The sequence below is a fragment of the Corynebacterium ciconiae DSM 44920 genome (genome assembly GCF_030440575.1).
Classification (GTDB): Bacteria; Actinomycetota; Actinomycetes; order Mycobacteriales; family Mycobacteriaceae; genus Corynebacterium; species Corynebacterium ciconiae.
In genome coordinates this window covers 770,899-789,697 of record NZ_CP047189.1, presented here as the reverse complement: position 1 = coordinate 789,697, position 18,799 = coordinate 770,899, and the positions used below count along the sequence as shown (strand labels likewise).

General features: G+C 60.9%; 15 protein-coding genes. 9 read left to right on the top strand and 6 right to left on the bottom strand.

The annotated features are described in order from the left end of the window. Positions 1-319 precede the first annotated feature (319 nt). The 8 genes from sucB (at position 320) to CCICO_RS03425 (ending at position 11,803) form a co-directional block, all read left to right on the top strand. Positions 320-2,461, top strand: a complete 2,142-nt coding sequence (sucB, locus tag CCICO_RS03460; protein ID WP_301354859.1) for a 2-oxoglutarate dehydrogenase, E2 component, dihydrolipoamide succinyltransferase — start codon at positions 320-322, stop codon at positions 2,459-2,461. 317 nt (positions 2,462-2,778) lie between these two features. Beyond that, complete coding sequence (gene gcvP, locus CCICO_RS03455) at positions 2,779-5,628, top strand: aminomethyl-transferring glycine dehydrogenase (RefSeq protein ID WP_018019075.1); 2,850 nt, start codon at positions 2,779-2,781, stop codon at positions 5,626-5,628. 15 nt (positions 5,629-5,643) lie between these two features. Next, on the top strand, positions 5,644-6,756 hold the full coding sequence (gene gcvT / locus CCICO_RS03450) for a glycine cleavage system aminomethyltransferase GcvT (RefSeq protein WP_018019074.1): 1,113 nt from the start codon (positions 5,644-5,646) through the stop codon (positions 6,754-6,756). Positions 6,757-6,801: 45 nt separating this feature from the next. Beyond that, positions 6,802-7,188: a glycine cleavage system protein GcvH gene (gcvH, locus tag CCICO_RS03445; RefSeq protein WP_018019073.1), complete on the top strand. Its 387-nt coding sequence runs from the start codon at positions 6,802-6,804 to the stop codon at positions 7,186-7,188. 149 nt (positions 7,189-7,337) lie between these two features. Further along, the gene (gene lipB / locus CCICO_RS03440; protein ID WP_018019072.1) at positions 7,338-8,102 is read left to right on the top strand and encodes a lipoyl(octanoyl) transferase LipB; all 765 of its coding nucleotides are present in this window, start codon (positions 7,338-7,340) and stop codon (positions 8,100-8,102) included. Positions 8,103-8,150: 48 nt separating this feature from the next. After that, entirely contained in the window at positions 8,151-9,185 is a 1,035-nt protein-coding gene (lipA, locus tag CCICO_RS03435) for a lipoyl synthase (RefSeq protein ID WP_018019071.1), read from the top strand. 76 nt (positions 9,186-9,261) lie between these two features. Beyond that, positions 9,262-10,050, top strand: a complete 789-nt coding sequence (locus CCICO_RS03430; RefSeq protein ID WP_018019070.1) for a DUF4191 domain-containing protein — start codon at positions 9,262-9,264, stop codon at positions 10,048-10,050. 148 nt (positions 10,051-10,198) lie between these two features. Continuing rightward, positions 10,199-11,803, top strand: coding sequence for an aspartate:alanine exchanger family transporter (locus tag CCICO_RS03425; RefSeq protein ID WP_018019069.1), 1,605 nt, complete (start codon positions 10,199-10,201; stop codon positions 11,801-11,803). 12 nt (positions 11,804-11,815) lie between these two features. Here the strand turns inward: CCICO_RS03425 and CCICO_RS03420 are convergent, their stop codons facing one another. Further along, the gene (locus CCICO_RS03420) at positions 11,816-12,289 is read right to left on the bottom strand and encodes an RDD family protein (RefSeq protein WP_018019068.1); all 474 of its coding nucleotides are present in this window, start codon (positions 12,287-12,289) and stop codon (positions 11,816-11,818) included. 309 nt (positions 12,290-12,598) lie between these two features. On the opposite strand from CCICO_RS03420, the gene glnA reads away from it, so the two are divergent. Then, positions 12,599-14,032, top strand: a complete 1,434-nt coding sequence (gene glnA / locus CCICO_RS03415) for a type I glutamate--ammonia ligase (RefSeq protein ID WP_018019067.1) — start codon at positions 12,599-12,601, stop codon at positions 14,030-14,032. Positions 14,033-14,181: 149 nt separating this feature from the next. On the opposite strand, the gene CCICO_RS03410 is transcribed toward glnA, so the two are convergent. From CCICO_RS03410 to CCICO_RS03390, 5 genes are all read right to left on the bottom strand, one after another. After that, positions 14,182-14,931: a ZinT/AdcA family metal-binding protein gene (locus CCICO_RS03410; protein ID WP_018019066.1), complete on the bottom strand. Its 750-nt coding sequence runs from the start codon at positions 14,929-14,931 to the stop codon at positions 14,182-14,184. Between the two features lie 168 nt (positions 14,932-15,099). Beyond that, the gene (locus CCICO_RS03405; protein WP_018019065.1) at positions 15,100-15,957 is read right to left on the bottom strand and encodes a metal ABC transporter permease; all 858 of its coding nucleotides are present in this window, start codon (positions 15,955-15,957) and stop codon (positions 15,100-15,102) included. Beyond that, positions 15,950-16,627: a metal ABC transporter ATP-binding protein gene (locus tag CCICO_RS03400; RefSeq protein ID WP_018019064.1), complete on the bottom strand. Its 678-nt coding sequence runs from the start codon at positions 16,625-16,627 to the stop codon at positions 15,950-15,952. Before CCICO_RS03400 ends, CCICO_RS03405 begins: the two co-directional genes overlap by 8 nt. Then, complete coding sequence (locus tag CCICO_RS03395) at positions 16,624-17,943, bottom strand: metal ABC transporter substrate-binding protein (protein ID WP_018019063.1); 1,320 nt, start codon at positions 17,941-17,943, stop codon at positions 16,624-16,626. The genes CCICO_RS03400 and CCICO_RS03395 overlap by 4 nt, the downstream gene beginning before the upstream one ends. Before the next feature lie 38 nt (positions 17,944-17,981). Further along, complete coding sequence (locus tag CCICO_RS03390) at positions 17,982-18,662, bottom strand: ZinT/AdcA family metal-binding protein (RefSeq protein WP_018019062.1); 681 nt, start codon at positions 18,660-18,662, stop codon at positions 17,982-17,984. Between the last annotated feature and the right edge of the window lie 137 nt (positions 18,663-18,799).

Here is an 18,799-nt window from a genome sequence, read left to right as displayed (position 1 = left end):
TCCGCCCTCGCCCCACGACTCCGGCGTGCGCGGGCCGAGCGCTGCTGGGTGCAGCGGTGGTACAGAGGTGGTGCCGATGGCACGAAGCGGGGTTTCTCGCCAGCCCACGAGGGTGCACGGGCAGCGCTCGAGCAGTGCTCGGGCAGCGCTCGGGGTGAAAGATTCCTCCGTGGCGAAGCGGCACCAGCGATGAGGGCACGCTATGCATAGGATGCGGGGAGCAACCGCCTACAATGGACCGTTAAAAGCGGTACTCTCTTTGTTGTTACCGTTTGACGATTTTTCACACGCTACTTTCATGCGAGGAGACTTAAAAACAATGGCGTTCTCCGTAGAGATGCCCGAGTTGGGCGAGTCAGTTACTGAAGGCACCATCACCACGTGGCTGAAGTCCGTGGGCGATACGGTCGAGGTCGACGAACCGCTCCTCGAGGTGTCCACCGATAAGGTCGATACCGAGGTTCCTTCCCCCAAGGCCGGCGTCCTGCTCGAGATCAAGGCTGACGAGGACGACACCGTCGACGTTGGCGACGTTATCTGCATCATTGGCGAAGAGGGTGAAGAGCCCTCGGGCGATTCTGGCTCTGACTCTGAGGGTTCTGCCGACTCCGAGGATGAGGCAGCTGAAGAAGCAGCAGAGGACAAGGAAGAGAAGAAGGACAAGCCCAAGGCCGAGAAGAAGTCCTCCTCCGCCGAAGCCACCGACGTGGCCATGCCCGAACTCGGCGAATCCGTCACCGAAGGCACCATCACCTCCTGGCTGAAGTCCGTCGGCGACACCGTCGACGTCGACGAACCCCTCCTCGAAGTCTCCACCGACAAGGTCGACACCGAGGTCCCCTCCCCCGTCGCCGGCACCCTGCTGGAAATCCTCGCCGAAGAAGACGACACCGTCGACGTCGGTGACGTCATCGCCCGCATCGGCGACGAAAACGCCAGCACCTCCGACAACTCCGACAACTCCGAGGATTCCGAGGATTCCGAGGATTCCGACGACGAGGCAGCTGAAGAAGCAGCCGAGGACAAGGAAGAGAAGAAGGACAAGCCCAAGGCCGAGAAGAAGTCCTCCTCCGCCGAAGCCACCGACGTGGCCATGCCCGAACTCGGCGAATCCGTCACCGAAGGCACCATCACCTCCTGGCTGAAGTCCGTCGGCGACACCGTCGACGTCGACGAACCCCTCCTCGAAGTCTCCACCGACAAGGTCGACACCGAGGTCCCCTCCCCCGTCGCCGGCACCCTGCTGGAAATCCTCGCCGAAGAAGACGACACCGTCGACGTCGGTGACGTCATCGCCCGCATCGGCGACGAAAACGCCAGCACCTCCGACAACTCCGACGACTCCGACAACTCCGACGACTCCGAGGATTCCGACGACGAGGCAGCTGAAGAAGCAGCCGAGGACAAGGAAGAGAAGAAGGACAAGCCTGCTCCGAAGAAGGAAGAGAAGGCTGAGTCCAAGTCCGAGTCCAAGCCTGAGAAGAAGGAAGAGAAGAAGCAGGAGAAGGTCAACACCGGCGACAACCTGCCGTATGTGACCCCGCTCGTGCGCAAGCTGGCTGATAAGCACGGCATCGATCTCTCCGCCATCGAGGGCACCGGTGTGGGTGGTCGCATCCGCAAGCAGGATGTGTTGGCTGCCGCCAAGGGATCCTCTGCGGAATCTGAGGAAAAGGCCCCAGTCAAGGAAGAGACTCCGCGCGTGTCCACCAAGTCGGTGGATCCGGCAAAGGCTGAGCTGCGTGGCACCACCCAGAAGGTCAACCGCATCCGCGAGATCACTGCGAAGAAGACCCTCGAGGCTCTGCAGATCTCCGCCCAGCTCACCCAGCTGCATGAGGTGGACATGACCACCATCGCCGCGCTACGCAAGGAGGCCAAGCCGGCCTTCTCCAAGGCTCATGGCGTGAACCTCACCTACCTGCCCTTCTTCGCGAAGGCCATTGTTGAGGCACTGGTTTCTCACCCGAACGTCAACGCCTCTTATAACGCTGACACTAAGGAGATCACCTACCACCCGAGCGTTGGTCTGGCGATTGCCGTCGATACGCCGAAGGGCCTGCTCACCCCCGTGATTCACGAGGCAGAGAAGCTGTCCCTGCCGGAGCTGGCGAAGGCGATTGTTGATTTGGCTGATCGCGCCCGCAACAACAAGCTCAAGCCCTCCGATCTCACTGGCGGCACCTTCACTATCACCAATATCGGCTCGGAAGGCGCACTTTCCGATACCCCGATCGTGGTCCCGCCGCAGGCGGCCATGGTGGGCACCGGCGCAATCACCAAGCGCCCGGTAGTGGTGAGCGAGAACGGCAACGACGCTATCGCTATCCGCCAGATGGCTTACCTGCCCTTCTCCTATGATCACCAGATCATCGACGGCGCCGACGCTGGCCGCTTCATGACCACCGTCCGCGACCGCCTCGAGAGCATCGACTTCACCGAGGATCTCGAGCTGAGCTAAGCATTCGCCCTTCGCTCACAGCCACCCCGCGCACCGCTTCGGCACCGCGCGGGGTGGCTTCCTTTTGCCCCCCCTGCGTCTTCCCGCACTCATCCCGGCCCCCGTCCAGGCCCCAGCGGCATGATTCGAGAACCCCCACCACCAACCACCCCCGCAGCTACCCCCGCATTCCCTCACTGCAGAATGTCTGCAATCCGAGAATGGGGGCCACCACTCTCGATCCGAAGCAGTGACCCAGCTCCTATAATGAGGGAGACATATCGTTCTCTAGCCCTTATATCTCCTAAGGCATTTCAACCTCACGGAAAGGCCCACCTTTGTCTTTCAGCGACCGCCATATCGGCCCTGACGCTCAAGAAACTTCGGTCATGCTGGATACGCTTGGCGTCTCCTCGTTGAACGAACTCATCGAGAAGGCCGTCCCAGCCTCGATTATCAATACCGAGCGGCTGGATCTACCGCCGGCCTACACCGAGTTCGAGGCGCAGCGCATTCTTTCCCGCGACGCCGAGCTGAATATCCCGCTTAAATCCTTCTATGGTCAGGGGTTCTCCTCCACCATCACCCCGTCGGTAATCCGACGGGGCGTTCTCGAGGATGCTGGTTTTTATACCGCCTACACCCCCTACCAGCCGGAAATCTCCCAGGGCCGACTCGAGGCCCTGCTGAACTTCCAGACCATGATCTCTGAGCTCACCAATCTGCCTATCGCCAACGCCTCGTTGTTGGACGAAGCCACGGCGGTGGCTGAAGCCATCGGTCTGATGAGCCGCAAGGTGAAGAAGGGTCGCAGCGTGGTGCTGGATAGCCGCCTGCATCCGCAGGTGCTGAGCATCGCCCGCGAGCGCGCCCGAGTGATGGAACTAGAGGTGCACATCCAGGATCTGTCCGTGGGGCTTGTTGCCGAAGATCTGGTGGGCACCGTGATTGCTTACACCGGCACCGAAGGCGATGTGCGCGAGATCTCTTCGCTTATCGACGCCACCCACGACCGCGGTGGCCTCGCCACCGTGGTAGCCGACCCGATGATGCTGGTCCTGCACACCGCCCCCGGCGATCTTGGCGCGGATGTGTGCGTGGGCACCACACAGCGTTTCGGTGTGCCGCTGTTCTTTGGTGGCCCGCACGCCGCGTTCATGGCTGTGAGCGATTCGCTCAAGCGCCAGATTCCTGGCCGCATTGTCGGCGTGAGCAAAGACTTGGACGGCATGCCGGCCTATCGTCTTGCCCTGCAGACTCGCGAGCAGCACATCCGCCGCGATCGCGCTACCAGCAATATCTGCACCGCCCAGGCGCTCCTCGCCGTGATGGCTTCCATGTATGCCGTCTACCACGGCGCTGAGGGGCTGCGCGGTATCGCCCGCGAGATCCACCACAAGGCCTGTAGCTTCGCCGAGGTGATTGATTCCTCCGACTCCTCCCTGTCGGTGGTGCACTCCACTTTCTTCGACACGGTGTGCGTGTCCACCGACGGCCGCGCCGAGGAGCTGTACCAATCAGCCTTGGAGAAGGGCTATCTCATCCGTGCCCTCGACGAGGACCGGGTGTGCGTGAACTTTGGCGAAGCCACCACCCGCGAAGATCTAAACGTGCTCTGCTCCATTTTCGGTCTCGACTCTGAGGCGCTGGACCACGATGCACCCTCCCGTATCGAGCTGGAGCGCGCCGATGCCCCGCTGCGCCACGAGATCTTCTCCCAGATCCACTCGGAAACCCAGATGATGCGCTATATCCGTCGCCTCGGGGACCGTGATCTTGCCCTCGATCGCACCATGATTCCGCTGGGTTCGTGCACCATGAAGCTCAACCCCACCTCTGCGGTCGAGCCGATCACTTGGCCGCATCTGGCCGATGTGCACCCCTTCGCCCCTGAGTCGCACACTGAGGGCTGGCGCCAGATCATCGAAGAGCTAGAGAAGTGGCTGGCGGAGATCACTGGCTACGCACAGGTGTCGGTCCAGCCAAACGCCGGCTCCCAGGGCGAGCTGGCCGGCTTGCTGGCTATTCGCCGCTACCACGTCTCTCGTGGCGACGATCAGCGCGATATCTGCATCGTGCCGGCCTCCGCTCACGGCACAAACGCCGCCTCTGCTGCCTTGGCGAACCTGCGGGTCGTGGTGGTGGCAACGGCCGAAGATGGCACCGTGGACATCGATGATCTCAAGGCCAAGCTTGAGGCCCACGCCGGCCATGTCGCGGCCATCATGATTACCTATCCCTCCACCCACGGCGTCTATGAGGAAAACGTGGGCCAGGTGTGCTCGCTGGTGCACGAGGCAGGCGGGCAGGTCTACATCGACGGCGCCAACATGAACGCTTTGGCTGGTATCGCCCGTCCCGGCAAGTTCGGCGGCGATGTCTCCCACCTGAATCTGCACAAGACCTTCACCATTCCGCACGGCGGTGGCGGCCCGGGTGTGGGCCCGATCGGTGTGGCCGAGCACCTCGTGCCCTTCCTGCCCACCGATGCCCGCACCGACAACGCCTACGAGGACGCCCCCGTGGGTGAGGGTGTGCCGATCTCTGCCACCTACTATGGCTCGGCCGGTGTCACCCCGATTTCGTGGATGTATCTGCTACTGATGAGCAGCGAAGGGCTGTTCAAGGCTTCCGCACACGCCGTGTTGGCCGCCAATTACATCGTCAAGAAGCTTGAGGGCGCCTACCCGGTGCTTTACACCGGTAAGAACGGGCTGGTGGCCCACGAGTGCATCGTGGATCTGCAGGAACTGACCAAGCAATCCGGTGTGACGGCGTTGGATGTGTGCAAGCGCCTCGTGGACTTCGGCTTCCACGCCCCCACTCTCGCGTTCCCTGTGGCCGGCACGCTCATGGTGGAGCCCACCGAGTCCGAGGATCTGGCGGAGCTGGACCGCTTCGTGGAGGCAATGCTGGTCATCCGCTCCGAGATCCAAGAGATCATCGACGGAGAGGTGGCCGTGGAGGATTCGGTGATCCGCAAGGCTCCCTTCACCGCAGCCAGTGTGGTCACCGATGAGTGGAATGAGAAGTTCAGCCGCGAAAAGGCCGCATTCCCCGTTCCTGGTCTGCGCCGCGATAAGTACTTCCCCGCGGTTCGCCGTATCGATGATGCCTACGGCGATCGCAACCTTGTGTGCTCCTGCCCGCCGCCGGAGGCCTTCGACATCGACACCGACCACGCTTAACCTGAAAGGCTCACTATGACCGATCTTTTGCAGTCCCCCTTGCACGATCTCAATGAGAAGCTGGGCGCCAGCTTCACCGACTTCGGCGGCTGGAACATGCCTCTGAAATACGGCCGCGAGTTGGAAGAACACCGTGCCGTGCGTGAGCGCGTCGGCGTATTCGATCTCTCGCACATGGGCGAGCTCTCTGTGCGGGGTCGGGATGCCGCCGCATTCTTGGACTACGTTCTGATCTCGCAGCTGTCCACCCTGCCGGTGGGCAAAGCCAAGTATTCGATGATCGTCAACGCCGATGGTGGCATCATCGATGACCTGATCACCTACCGTGTGGCCGATGATGAGTTCTTGGTGGTGCCCAACGCCGGCAATCAGCCCGCGGTGTGGGCTGCCTTTAGCGAGCGCGCCCGTGAGCGCTTCCCCGAGGCCGATGTGCATCTAGAGAATCAGAGCCTCGACACCGCCTTGATCGCGGTCCAGGGGCCCAGCAGCGTCGAGCTGCTTGCGGAGCTGGTTCCGGCTGAATCACAGGAGACTCTCTCTGGGCTCAGCTACTATTCCGCCGCCCCGCTTGCCGTTGCTGGCGTAGACACCCTCGTGGCACGTACCGGCTACACCGGCGAGGATGGTTTCGAGGTTTATGTATCCAAGGAGCAGGCCCCAGAGGTCTTTCGCGCCATCGTAGACAAGCTCGAGGCCTATGAGGGCGCCGTGTGTGGCCTCGCTGCCCGTGACTCGCTGCGGCTCGAGGCTGCGATGCCGCTCTACGGACATGAGCTCAACCAGGATCTCACCCCGGTCGATGCTGGCCTGCGGGTACTCGTAGGCAAGAACAAAACGGGCGAGTTCTACGGCGATCAGCTGCGTGAGCTTGCCACACCACAGCGCAAGCTGGTGGGGCTTCGGGGCGAGGGGCGTCGTGCCGCCCGCGCAGGCTCTGCCCTGTATGTCGGCGATGAGCTCGTCGGGGAGATTACCTCTGGTCAGCTCTCCCCCACCTTGGGCTATCCCATCGCTTTGGCCTATGTAGCCGCCGAGTACGCCGATGAAGGCACCACGATCGACGCGGATGTCCGCGGCAAGCGCCAGCCGATGACCATTTGTCCCCGCCCTTTCTACAAGCGCGGCTAAACTAATCCCCACTACGTACTACTGCTCGACAGAAAGGACTCACCCATGTCCCAGCTGCCCACCACTTTTTCCTACTCCGAGGATCACGAGTGGATCGATTGCGCCGCGGATAATGCCGCCGGCAACACCGTCAAGGTTGGTCTGACGTCCATCGCTGCGGATCGTCTCGGCGAGATCGTCTTCGTGGATCTGCCCGCTGTGGGCGATTCCGTGGAGGCCGGAGAAATTTGCGGCGAGGTGGAGTCCACCAAGTCCGTTTCTGATATCTACTCCCCGGTCACTGGCACCGTCACCGCGATCAACGAGGAGCTCGAGGACAACCCGGGTCTCATCAATGACGATCCCTTCGCCTCCGGCTTCCTCTTCGAGGTCGAGGTGCAAGAGGTGGGCGAGCTCATGGATGCCGCAGAGTACGAGGAGCAGAACTCCTAATCGCTGCCCCACCACGCCGCTTCACACCTCGGTGTGGAGCGGTTTTTCCATGCTTATCGACGCCACCCCGCACCACAGCCACCACTGCCCTGCGCCACCATGAGGCGGGTGAGCTCCGCGCCACACCGCGCGTGTACCCTTGAATCATTATGACTGCACCGCGCGAGCCTTTTACCCCCTCAAGCCAAGCGATCAGACACCTTGATACCCCCATTGAGCTGCACCGTCTCGGTACTCGCGACTATTTGGATATGTGGCACGAGCAGGCGGATCTGGCGGCTGCACGAGCCCGCGGCGAGATCAATGATCGCGTGCTCATGTTGGAGCACCCCTCCACTTACACGGCGGGTAAACGCACCCAGGACTCGGACCGCCCCACTAATGGCGTTCCGTGTATTGATGTCGACCGCGGTGGGCGCATCACCTGGCATGGACCGGGCCAGCTGGTGGGCTATCCCATCATCAAACTGCGCGACCCAGTAGATGTGGTGGATTATGTTCGCCGAGTGGAGGAAGCACTTATCCAGCTCGTACGTTCACTGGGGGTGAGCAAGGCCGGCCGCATCGATGGCCGATCTGGTGTGTGGGTGCCTGCTGATGATCGCGGACCGGATCGCAAGATCGCCGCGCTGGGCATTCGCATCACTCGGGGAATAACGATGCATGGTTTTGCGCTGAACTGTGACAACACCTTGGACTATTACGATCACATCGTGCCGTGCGGTATCACCGACGCTGGGGTCACCACCCTGTCGCGGGAGCTAGACACTGATGTCCGGGTGGAGGATGTGATCGAGCCCTGCTACCACTGGTTGGTCGAGGCCTTGGAAGGCCGGCTGGAGGTAGCCGATCACAGTTTTGGCTCGGCCGAGGATCCTTGTTCCCCGGCCGCTATCCGGAAACTAACGCTGTAGAACAACACCAGCGCCCCGCGTCAGGTGGGGCCACTAATTGAGGATAACGTGAGCGAAAAGAAGCTACTACGCATCGAGGCCCGCAACGCCGAGACTCCCATTGAGAACAAGCCGCGCTGGATCCGGACCCAGGTGAAGACCGGCCCGGAGTATAAGGACATGAAAAATCGCGTGTCCGGTGCGTCTTTGCACACGGTGTGCCAGGAGGCCGGCTGCCCCAATATCCACGAGTGCTGGGAGGATCGCGAGGCCACCTTCCTCGTCGGCGGCGATCAGTGCACCCGGCGATGCGATTTCTGCCAGATCGCTACGGGCAAGCCCACGGAGCTTGACCGAGACGAGCCGCGGCGTGTCGCCGAATCGGTGCAGGAAATGCAGCTGAATTATTCCACCATTACCGGCGTTGCCCGCGATGATCTTCCCGATGGCGCCTCGTGGATTTACGCCGAAACCTGCCGCCAGATTCATAAGCTCAACCCCAACACGGGCGTGGAGCTTCTGGTAGATGATTTCCGTGGCAACCCAGATGCCCTTCAGCAGGTGTTTGAATCCGAGCCCGAGGTGTTTGCGCACAATGTGGAGACCGTGCCTCGCATCTTTAAAAAGATTCGTCCTGCCTTCCGCTATGAGCGCTCCTTGGATGTGATTCGCCAGGCCCGCGATTACGGGCTGGTGACTAAATCCAACTTCATTCTCGGCATGGGTGAAACGGTGGAGGAAGTACGCGAGGCGATGCGGGATCTGCATGATGCCGGCTGTGAGATTCTCACCATCACCCAGTACCTGCGGCCCGGTCCGCTCTTCCACCCCATCGACCGCTGGGTGAAGCCCGAGGAGTTTGTGGAGCATTCCAAGGCCGCCAAGGAGATCGGTTTCAAGGCCGTTATGGCTGGGCCGTTGGTGCGCTCTTCCTATCGCGCTGGTCGGCTCTATGCCCGAGCGATGGAAGCACGCGGCGAGGCCCTGCCGGAGAATCTCTCCCACCTCGGCAAGGAGACCGGCACCACCGCGCAAGAGGCATCGAGCCTCATTCGGCGCTATGGTGCATCCAAGGACACTCCGGTTACCTCTGCCCGTCGTTAAGCCACACGCATCGAAAGGGTGACACGAGGGCTAGGCAATGCGGGCGTACGCACGTCGATCGCCTATCCTAAAACACATGGCTGATCCTAATAAGCAACAACGTAAGCAAGCGGCCAAGCAGGCCGCGAAGGAAGAGAAGGCGCTGAAGAAGCAGCAGCGCAAGCAGAGCCGCGCTCAGGTCTGGCAGGCCTTTAAGATGCAGGCGAAGAACGATAAGAAACTCGTTCCGCTGATGCTCCTCGCCATCATTGGTGGCGGCCTGCTGTTCTTCCTCATTGGTTCGCTCTTTGGCGGCCAGTGGTTCCTGCTGCCGCTCGGCTTGGTGTTGGGCTTCGCCCTAGCCATGTACATCTTCACCAAACGCGTGGAAAACACCGTTTATGATCGCGCCGAGGGCCAGGCTGGTGCCGCCGGCTGGGCTTTGGAGAATCTGCGAAGCGGCCCCGGCGTCGAGTGGCACACCCGCACCGCGGTGGCCACCAACCACCACATGGATGCTGTGCACCGAGTGATCGGCCCCGCCGGCGTGGTGCTGGTGGGCGAGGGCGATATCAAGCGAGTCCGCCCCCTCATGGCCACGTATAAGCGCCGGCTTGTGCGTATCGCCGGCCAAACCCCGATCTACGAGATCTTCGCAGGCGAGGGCGAGGGCCAGGTGCGGGTGCGCAACCTGCAAAAAGAAATGATGAAGCTGCCCCGCAACTACAAGAAGAAAGAGCTGGGCGCTTTGTCTGCTCGTTTCGAAGCGATGGACCGCGATCCCATGCAGGCCGCTGGTATGCCGAAGGGGCCGGTGCCCAAGGGCGCATCTATGGCTGGCATGAACCGCCGTGCCCGCCGCGCCGCGCAGCGCCGCTCCAAGTAGCCGCGCCGCTTTCATCAGCCACCCGCGCTGCCTCACGACCTCCGTTGCCCACAGGGCATCGGAGGTTTTTTCTTGACCACACCACACACCCCGCAGAGTAGGGTGACACGTCCTATGTTTTGGGGCCGTTACGTGCAATGATGAACTGGTGAGTATCTTTGCTGAGAACCACCTGCTCGCGCTCATCGTCATCATGGCGGTGGGGCTGATCATCGGCAGGATTAATATCGGGGGTTTTCGTCTCGGGGTCGCCGCCGTGCTCTTTGTCGGCCTAGGTTTCGCCACGATAGAGCCGGGAGTCAAGCTTCCCGAAGTGGTGTATCTGCTGGGGCTGGCACTGTTTGTGTACACCATTGGTCTGGAGGCTGGGCCCACCTTTTTCGCCTCATTGCGCACCCGCGGGCTTAAGCACAATGCGTTTATCCTCGGCGTGCTCGTGCTTATGACCGGCGTGTCGTGGGGGTTGATCAGTCTCACCGGTCTTGGTGCCGCCACGGGCGCCGGTATGTTCACCGGCGCGGTTACCAACACCCCAGCGCTGGCCGCCGTAGTGGATTCACTCACCGGCGTGGTGGATGCTCAAGAGCTCGATCTGCCGGTGGTGGCCTATTCCTTGGCATATCCGCTTGGTGTGCTCGGTGTGATCATGGTGATTGCCATCATGGCGAAGCTCCTCAAGATCGACCATGAGCAGGAAGCCATCGATGCAGGTGTGGCACCGCATGAGTTGGTATCGCAGCGCGTGCTCGTGATCGCCAATGACGTCCCGGCGGTGGACAATATCCCGCTGCTGTGGCAACTGCGGGTGATCATCTCACGAGTCCAGCACGGGCATCGAGAGGGGTTGGCCGAATATGGCGATCGGGTTCGCCCTGGGGATATTTTGACGATCGTTGGCGAGCCAGATGAGGTTGATCGAGCAGTTGCGCGCTTGGGTCAGCCCCTCGAGGGCGGCCCTTCACACGATGAGGAGCTGGATTTCCGGCGCATCTTCGTCTCCTCTAACGAGGTGGTGGGCGTACCGCTAGCCAAGCTGGAACCGAAGCTCCACGGAATGCTGGTCACCCGGGTCCGCCGCGGCGATGCCGACATGGTGGCTACCCCAGACATGATGCTGCAACTCGGCGATCGCGTACGAGTGGTAGCGGATCCGAAGACATTGCGCCGTGCCAACCGAATTTTCGGCGATTCCTATGCCCGAGTTTCCAACGCCGACATGCTCCCGCTACTGGTGGGGCTGGCGCTGGGTTTGCTGGTGGGCCTCATCCCCTTCCCGCTGCCAGGTGGCTCGGAGCTGAAATTGGGAAGCGCTGGCGGCCCCTTGTTGGTGGCGCTTGTGCTTGGAGCCGTTGGCCGCACGGGACCTGTGGTGTGGCAGATTTCTTATAGCGCCAACAATGTTCTACGGACTACCGGTATCACGCTGTTTTTGGCCGGTATTGGCACCACCGCCGGCGCTGGGTTTAAAACCGCCCTCAGTGACCCGGCATCGCTGACGATCATCGGTATTGGTTTCGTGATCACCGTGACGCTTTCTGTGGTCACTATCCTCGCAGGCTACTTCTGGTTGAAGATTCCCTTCGGCCAAGCCGCGGGCATACTCGCCGGGGTGCAAACCCACCCCGCAGTATTGAGCTACGTGTCCGACCAGACAAAAAACGAGCTACCAGCGATTGGCTACACCACGGTGTATCCCGTGTCGATGGTGGCCAAGATCGTGCTCGCCCAGGTTTTGGTGTTCCTGCTGCTCTAGCAGCCCTTAGAGCTAGCCGAAGATCACGGCTGTCTGCGTGACGCGATCGTGGATGCCACGGCCGTCCTCGTCCACCATTGCGGCGGGGAAGATCAGCAGGGTCAGCGCGGTACGCACCGCGGCGCGCCATAGTCCCACCTGTGTTTGCTCATCGATGCGGCCAACACCGATTCCCAGCAAGGCCTGCCCTGGGGTGCGGGCAAGAAACGCTACGCTGAGGGTTCCGAGAACAAAGAAGCACAACCAGGTGAGTGTGGCCGCGCCGGTGAAGAAATCAGAGTATTGATCGATGATGATCGCGGTGCCCCAACAAATGACCCAGTCGATCAGCACGCCCACCGAGCGCCGCATCACCGAGGCCAATGCGCCTGGGCCTGATTCTGGCAGACCCAGCTTCTCACCCGGCCATGCGGAGGGCCGGTGGGCACCGTCGGCCGAACTGGGGATCGCGGGTCCATCGAGCCAGCTACGCTTCTTTTCTGCCATGTTTCCTAATTTAATGGTGAGCGTCGACTAAGTCGAAACTGTTGCCCGCACAGCCGGCCACGCCACACCATCCCCCCCTTTTCGTTCGGGCTATAGATATTCGGGTACTATGTGGTTCCAGCGGCACGTGCCGTATCGCAATATAGCCCGCGCCGTCTCTACTCACAGCTGACGGTGTTCATTGGCGTGAGGGCTGCGTCGATAAGCGCGTGTAACTCACACGCGATAGCGGCCCCACGACGGCAATGGAGCACCTAAACTGGGTAGGAGATCTCAACCCAATAAAATAGCCCCAAGGAGCTAACACCCGTGGAGTTTGAAACCCCGAGCGACGTAGTCAAGTTTATTCAGGACGAAAACGTTGAGTTTATCGACGTGCGCTTCACCGATGTTCCTGGCACGGAGCATCACCTCACCATCCCAGCCTCCATGCTGGATGAGGACGCGATGGAGGAGGGACTGGCGTTCGATGGCTCGTCGATCCGCGGATTCACCACGATCGACCAGTCCGACATGAACCTGCTGCCGGATCTGTCTAACGCCTACATCGATCCCTTCCGCGCCGCGAAGACCCTCAACGTGCGTTTCTTCGTGCACGATCCTTTCACCCGCGAGCCCTTCACCCGCGATCCGCGCAACGTGGCCCGTAAGGCAGAAGAGTATTTGGCCTCCACCGGCATCGCAGACGCCTGCTTCGTCGGTGCCGAGGCCGAGTTCTATCTCTTCGATAAGGTGCGTTACGCCTCCGATGTGCAGCGCAGCTTCTACGAGGTCGACTCCGGCGAGGGCTGGTGGAACCGCGGCGCTGCCACCCAGATCGATGGCAGCCCCAACCAGGGCTACAAGAACCGCCACCAGGGCGGCTACTTCCCCACCGCCCCCTACGACCAGACGATGGATCTGCGCGACGCCATGGCCAAGAACCTGCTGCGCATCGGCTTCGATGTGGAGCGCTTCCACCACGAGGTGGGCAATGGCCAGCAGGAGATCAACTACCGCTTCGACACTCTGCTCAAGAGCGCCGACTCCCTGCAGAGCTTCAAGTACGTGGTGAAGAACACCGCTATCAAGTGGGGCAAGACCGCCACCTTCATGCCCAAGCCGCTGGCGCATTCTGCCGGTAGCGGTATGCACGCGCACCTGTCCCTGTGGAAGGACGGCGTGCCGCTGTTCCACGATGAGTCCGGCTACGCTGGCCTCTCCGACACCGCCCGCTACTTCATCGGCGGCATCTTGGAGCACGCCGGTTCGGTGCTTGCGTTCTCGAACCCGACTCTGAACTCCTACCACCGTCTCGTCAAGGGCTTCGAGGCTCCCATCAACCTGGTGTACTCGCAGCGTAACCGCTCCGCTGCGGTGCGTATCCCGATCACCGGATCGAACCCGAAGGCCAAGCGCATCGAGTTCCGCGCCCCGGACCCCTCGGCGAACCCCTACTTCGCGTTCTCCGCGATGATGCTCGCCGGTTTGGACGGTGTGAAGAACCGCATCGAGCCGCACGCTCCGGTGGACAAGGATCTCTACGAGCTGCCCCCGGAGGAGGCCGCGTCCATCCCGACCGCGCCGACCTCCCTCGAAGAGTCCCTGGCCGCTCTGGAAAAGGATTCCGACTTCCTCACCGAAGGTGATGTGTTCACCGAGGATCTCATCGAGACCTACATCAAGTACAAGTGGGACACCGAGATCACCCCGTCCCGCATGGGCCCGACCCCGCTGGAGTACGAGCTCTACTACGACTGCTAAACACTGCGCGCAGCAACACCGTCCGCATCCTTGTGGTGCGGGCGGTTTTTTTGAGCTTATCGACGCCACCTCCCGCCGCCGCAGACACAGCATGGCCACCTCGTCCACCTGAGAAGGTGGCGGAGGTGGCCAGCGTGCAGCGTTAAAGCTTAGTGATCGTGGTCATGGTCATGATCATGATCATCGTGATCGTGGCCCTCGTGATCGTGGCCATCGGCGTGCTCATGGTCGTGATCGAAGAGCAGCTCCTCGATGGTCGCTTGGGTGGCGGTGTCGGGGTCGACGAAGGTGGGAAGCTCCTGGGTGTCCAGCAGTTCGTCCTTGTTATCGCCGAAGCGGGCGTGGAAGTAGGTGGTATTGTCCTCATCTTCCTTCTCCCCGAGGATCAGGAAGGGGTACGGGGCGGAGTCATCGGCGGCCTTGAAGACATACCAGGTGTAGTCATCGTCATCGCCAACCTTGCGGTCGACGGTTTCCTCAAACTCATAGGTGCTGGGGGCGTCTGCCGGGTTATCGAGATCCTTGTAGTCGCCCACGAAGGTCATCTGATCGCCGTCGATCACCAGGCCTTCCTTGCCGTCGCCATAAGTACCGAGAATCTTGGTCTTAAGATCCTCCCAGTTCTGGGAGTGATCGAGGGCGGCCTTGGCGAAGTCGGCAGCCATCTCGGGGTCGTTGATGTAGCTGCCGAGACTACGGTAGGAGCCGTCCCAGTCCTTCAAAGCAGCGGCAGCCTTGTCGGCCTGATCAGAGACCGCATCGCTAGCGTCGGAGGCTGCATCGGAGACCGAGCTGGTGGCATCGGAAACGTTATCGGAGACCTCGTCGCTGGAACAGCCAGCAAGGGCCACTGCACTTGCGGCGCCGAGGGCGATAAGGGTCTTCGGTAGTTTCTTCATAAAATAAACATCCTTTGATGCTGTGAGAAAATTGAACAGAACCCGAGACTACCTGAGAAATATCGACGGTAGTCTCTATCCAGATAACGATCCGCTCACGATTAGGCAACACCCCACTGCTCTCACACACGCCCTATGGCGGAAGCGCACAGCCCGCGGGGACAGCGCCTAGGCGCTGCGGCTCAGCACCGCGCTACTTTCGCTGAGAGTGCGCTTGCGATCCGGTTTCACGATCGCGCGGTAGGCAACAAAAAGCAGCAGCCCCGCCACCGCAGTCACCACGATCGCGCCACCAGGACGCAGATCGAAGCTGTAGCTCAGCGTCATCCCCACCATGGTGTAGATGATGCCGAGGGCGATCGAGAGCAGGAAAGCCTGCTTGTAGCTGCGGGCCACGATGAGTGCTGTCGCCACGGGCAGCACCATCAGCGAAACCACAAGCAGCGCACCGATCACCTTTGCGGCCAAGGCGACTGTGACCGCCGCCAGAGCGGTGAACACGGTGTTGACCAACTGCACCTTGGTGCCGGAGATGCGCGCTAGCAAGGGATCGACCACCATGTCTTGCAGACTGCCGTAGAACACCACGCTGGCGGCTACCACGAGAACGAAAACGATCGTTGTCGCCCACACATCAGCCTGGGTGACTGCGGTGATCGAGCCGAAGAGATAGGACTCGAAACTGCGGCCACTGGGGGCCAAATCCGCCAAGATGACTGCCACACCGAGCCCCGCGCTCAGCGTGACGGCGGTGGCCATATCGCCGTATTGGGGAAACTTTTTGCGCAGCAGCTCGATACCAAAGGCACCGAGCACGGCCACCAGTACCGCACCGATGACTGGGCTAAAGCCTGCAATCAGACCTAAAGCCACACCTGCCAGCGAGGTATGGGAGAGCGCGTCGCCCATCATGGCGGTGCGGCGAGCCACCATCACAATGCCGATCAACGGAATAGAGATCGACAGCATGAGGCCGACGAGCAAGGTGCGGCGCACAAACTCGAATTCGAAGAATAGCTCAAGCATCGATCAACTGTCCTTCCTCGATGCGGTGAATGCGATCAATGGTGACATAGCGGCGAATCTCCTCGAGATCGTGCGTGACGATGAGCACCGTGAGGTTACGCTCGGAACGCAGTTTCTCGATGAGGGTGAGGAATTCCACGCGGGACTCGGCGTCCACGCCAGAAATTGGCTCGTCCAAGATGAGCAGCTCGGGTTCGGTGATCAGCGCCCGAGCGATGAGTACCCGCTGCTGCAAACCGCCCGAAAGCTCAGAGAAGGGAACATCAATGATCTTGCTCAGCCCCATGGACCGCAGCATCTTCTCTGCCTTATCCCGCTGCTTCTTTCTAGTGAAGGTAAACACCCCCAACTCGCGAGTCAGGCCCTGCGCCACCAACTCGCGGGCGGTGATAGGAAAGGAGATCTTCTCGGTGGTCGTGGCCTGGGGGACGTACCCCACGCGGCTCAGTTGATCCCCCTTGGTGGCCGAGGAACCAAACAGCAGCGACGAGCCCTGGGAGGGTTTATACGCGCCGATCAGCAACTTCAATGCGGTGGACTTGCCACACCCGTTCTCGCCGGTGAGGCATACCGCTTCACCTTCGTTGAGGGTGAAGTTCACCCCAGAGAGAACGGGAAAGCGGCCAAAAGAAAAGTGCAGGTCCGTGGTTTCAATGACGGCGGTGCTCACTGCTGTTCCCCCAAAGATTCGTAGAGGTTTTCAAGATTCATGCGCATATACCCCGTATAGCCTTCATCGCCGCCGCCATACTCCATGGAGTTCAGCGGCAGTGCGCGCCCGTTGATTTCCTCGGCCACCACGGTTGCGGTCTTGGGATCAGTACCGTCTTCGTAGTAGATCACGTCGATATTTTGGGCCCGGGCGAAACGAATCGAATCGGTCAATACGCGCAGGGTGGGTGCCGAGTTGGTGGTCAACCCTTGGAGAGGATGCTGGGAGAGCTGATAATCGCGGGCCAAGTAGGCAAAGGCGTTGTGGGCTGTCACAAAGTCGCGGCGCGGAGCGTCGAGAAGCTTCTCTTTGAACTGCGCCTCCATCGTGGTCAGCTCCCCGACGAGAGAGGACTTGTTCTTCTCAATCTCCTTCTTGTGCTCTGGGATGAGCGTGCCCAGCTCCACATTGATCGCGTTGGCGTAGCGTTTAGCGTTCACCACCGACAACCACGAATGGGGATCGAAGCTGACAGTGTCGGTCACGGCGGAGCCTCCATCGACCACATTGGTGAACTCGAGCTCGTGGCCATCATCATCCACAAAGTTGTACTCCAGCAAAGACTCGGACTCACGGTCGGACACAAACACCCACTCCCCCGCCTCGGGGAAGCTGAAAGTGACTTCACCGGATTGGTGACCCATCTGGATGTCATAGACCTGACCAGGGGTGATTTTCGTAGCTGCCCGCTGCTCCAGCGGTGCTCCCTTGTCATTCATCACCTCTCGGCCCTGATCGATGTAGTCCTGCTCGCTCTTTCCTTCCTCATAGGGGAAGAAGGCGCCACGAAGCGAGCGCTCGTGGGTGTGCCCAAAGACCATGGTGTAGGTCTTGGAGTTATCGATCGAGGCATGGCCCATGTACTGGAACTCGCCGAGCGCAGCGGCTCCCTTGTAGTTAATGAGGTCCACGTAGTCGGACAATCGCAGCACCGGCAGATCGGGCAGGATGTCGTGGATGTGCGGCAACCACGGCTCCATGTTGGCGCCGTTAACCACCAGCAAGTCGGCCTCGGACAGAGCCTTAATGTTCTTCGGGGTGGGCTCCCACAGATGCGGGTCTTGGCCTTCGGGCAGGAAGCTACGAACCTCGGCATAATCACCGGCAATGTCGGAGACAAGGCTGTAGATGGGATAAAACGACGCGTAGATCAGCGGGGTATCACCAGAAGGGCCTGAAGACGACTCGTCGCCCCCGCCGACAGATGCGCTGGGCGAAACCGCGCAACCGGCGAGAGCGACAAGCAAACTGAGGAGCAGAAGGATTTTTTTCATCACTTCAGTGCGTGCCTAGACGGCACAACCTCCATCAATTAGTGAGCGTGCTCCAGGAGCTCTTCCTCGATCTGGGCCTGGGTGGCGTTGTCCGGGTTGACGAAGGTCGGGAAGTTCTCGGCGTCGAGGAGGGCGTCCTTATCGTCACCGAAACGGGCGTGGAAGTGCTCGAGGGTCTCCTCGCCGTGCTTCGGCATGAGCAGAACGTACTTGTTCTCGGCGTCACCCTTGGCCTCGAAGACGTACCAGGTGAAGTCCTTGCCGTTGAAGCTCTTGTCCACGGACTCAAGGAACTCGTAGTCGACCGGCTCCTCGGAGGGGCTGTCCAGCTCGTCCTTGTTCTTGACGAAGGTGATGGTCTCGCCATCAACAACCAGACCCTCGTACGGCAGGCCGTAGGACTCCTTCAGCTCATCCTTGAGCTCATCCAGGCTCTCGCCGTGCTCTTCGGCAGCCTTGGTGAAGGCCTCTTCCATGTCGGCATCGTCAATGTAGCTGCCGAGGCTGCGGTAGGTGCCATCCCAATCGGCGAGGGTGGCCTTGGCGGCATCGGTGGCCTCGGAGGCCGCGTCGGAGGCGGTCTCGCTAGCCTCGGATGCAGCGGAGGTAGCAGATTCGGTGGCGGAGGAAACGGTGTCCTTGGCCTCCTCGCTGGAGCAGCCTGCGAGCGCCAGGGAGCCAGCGGCGGCGATAGCGAGAATGGAACGGGAAAGCTTCATGAGAGCCCTTTCCTAGGGTGCACGGGTACGGTTGACATCGTGCCGCTTCGCCAGAAAAGTTCACCGATCTGGGCGCGGCTCGACACACAGGGTTCAATTCATTGAACCTAGCTGAGCTTAGGCTAAAACGACATGAA

Bases quoted from the DNA above. Each gene is read 5' to 3' on its own strand.
- CCICO_RS03390 (WP_018019062.1), bottom strand. From the start codon at position 18,662: ATGAAGCTTTCCCGTTCCATTCTCGCTATCGCCGCCGCTGGCTCCCTG.
- CCICO_RS03420 (WP_018019068.1), bottom strand. From the start codon at position 12,289: ATGGCAGAAAAGAAGCGTAGCTGGCTCGATGGACCCGCGATCCCCAGT.
- gcvH (WP_018019073.1), top strand. From the start codon at position 6,802: ATGTCCCAGCTGCCCACCACTTTTTCCTACTCCGAGGATCACGAGTGG.
- CCICO_RS03405 (WP_018019065.1), bottom strand. From the start codon at position 15,957: ATGCTTGAGCTATTCTTCGAATTCGAGTTTGTGCGCCGCACCTTGCTC.
- CCICO_RS03430 (WP_018019070.1), top strand. From the start codon at position 9,262: ATGGCTGATCCTAATAAGCAACAACGTAAGCAAGCGGCCAAGCAGGCC.
- gcvT (WP_018019074.1), top strand. From the start codon at position 5,644: ATGACCGATCTTTTGCAGTCCCCCTTGCACGATCTCAATGAGAAGCTG.
- sucB (WP_301354859.1), top strand. From the start codon at position 320: ATGGCGTTCTCCGTAGAGATGCCCGAGTTGGGCGAGTCAGTTACTGAA.
- CCICO_RS03410 (WP_018019066.1), bottom strand. From the start codon at position 14,931: ATGAAGAAACTACCGAAGACCCTTATCGCCCTCGGCGCCGCAAGTGCA.
- lipB (WP_018019072.1), top strand. From the start codon at position 7,338: ATGACTGCACCGCGCGAGCCTTTTACCCCCTCAAGCCAAGCGATCAGA.
- CCICO_RS03395 (WP_018019063.1), bottom strand. From the start codon at position 17,943: ATGAAAAAAATCCTTCTGCTCCTCAGTTTGCTTGTCGCTCTCGCCGGT.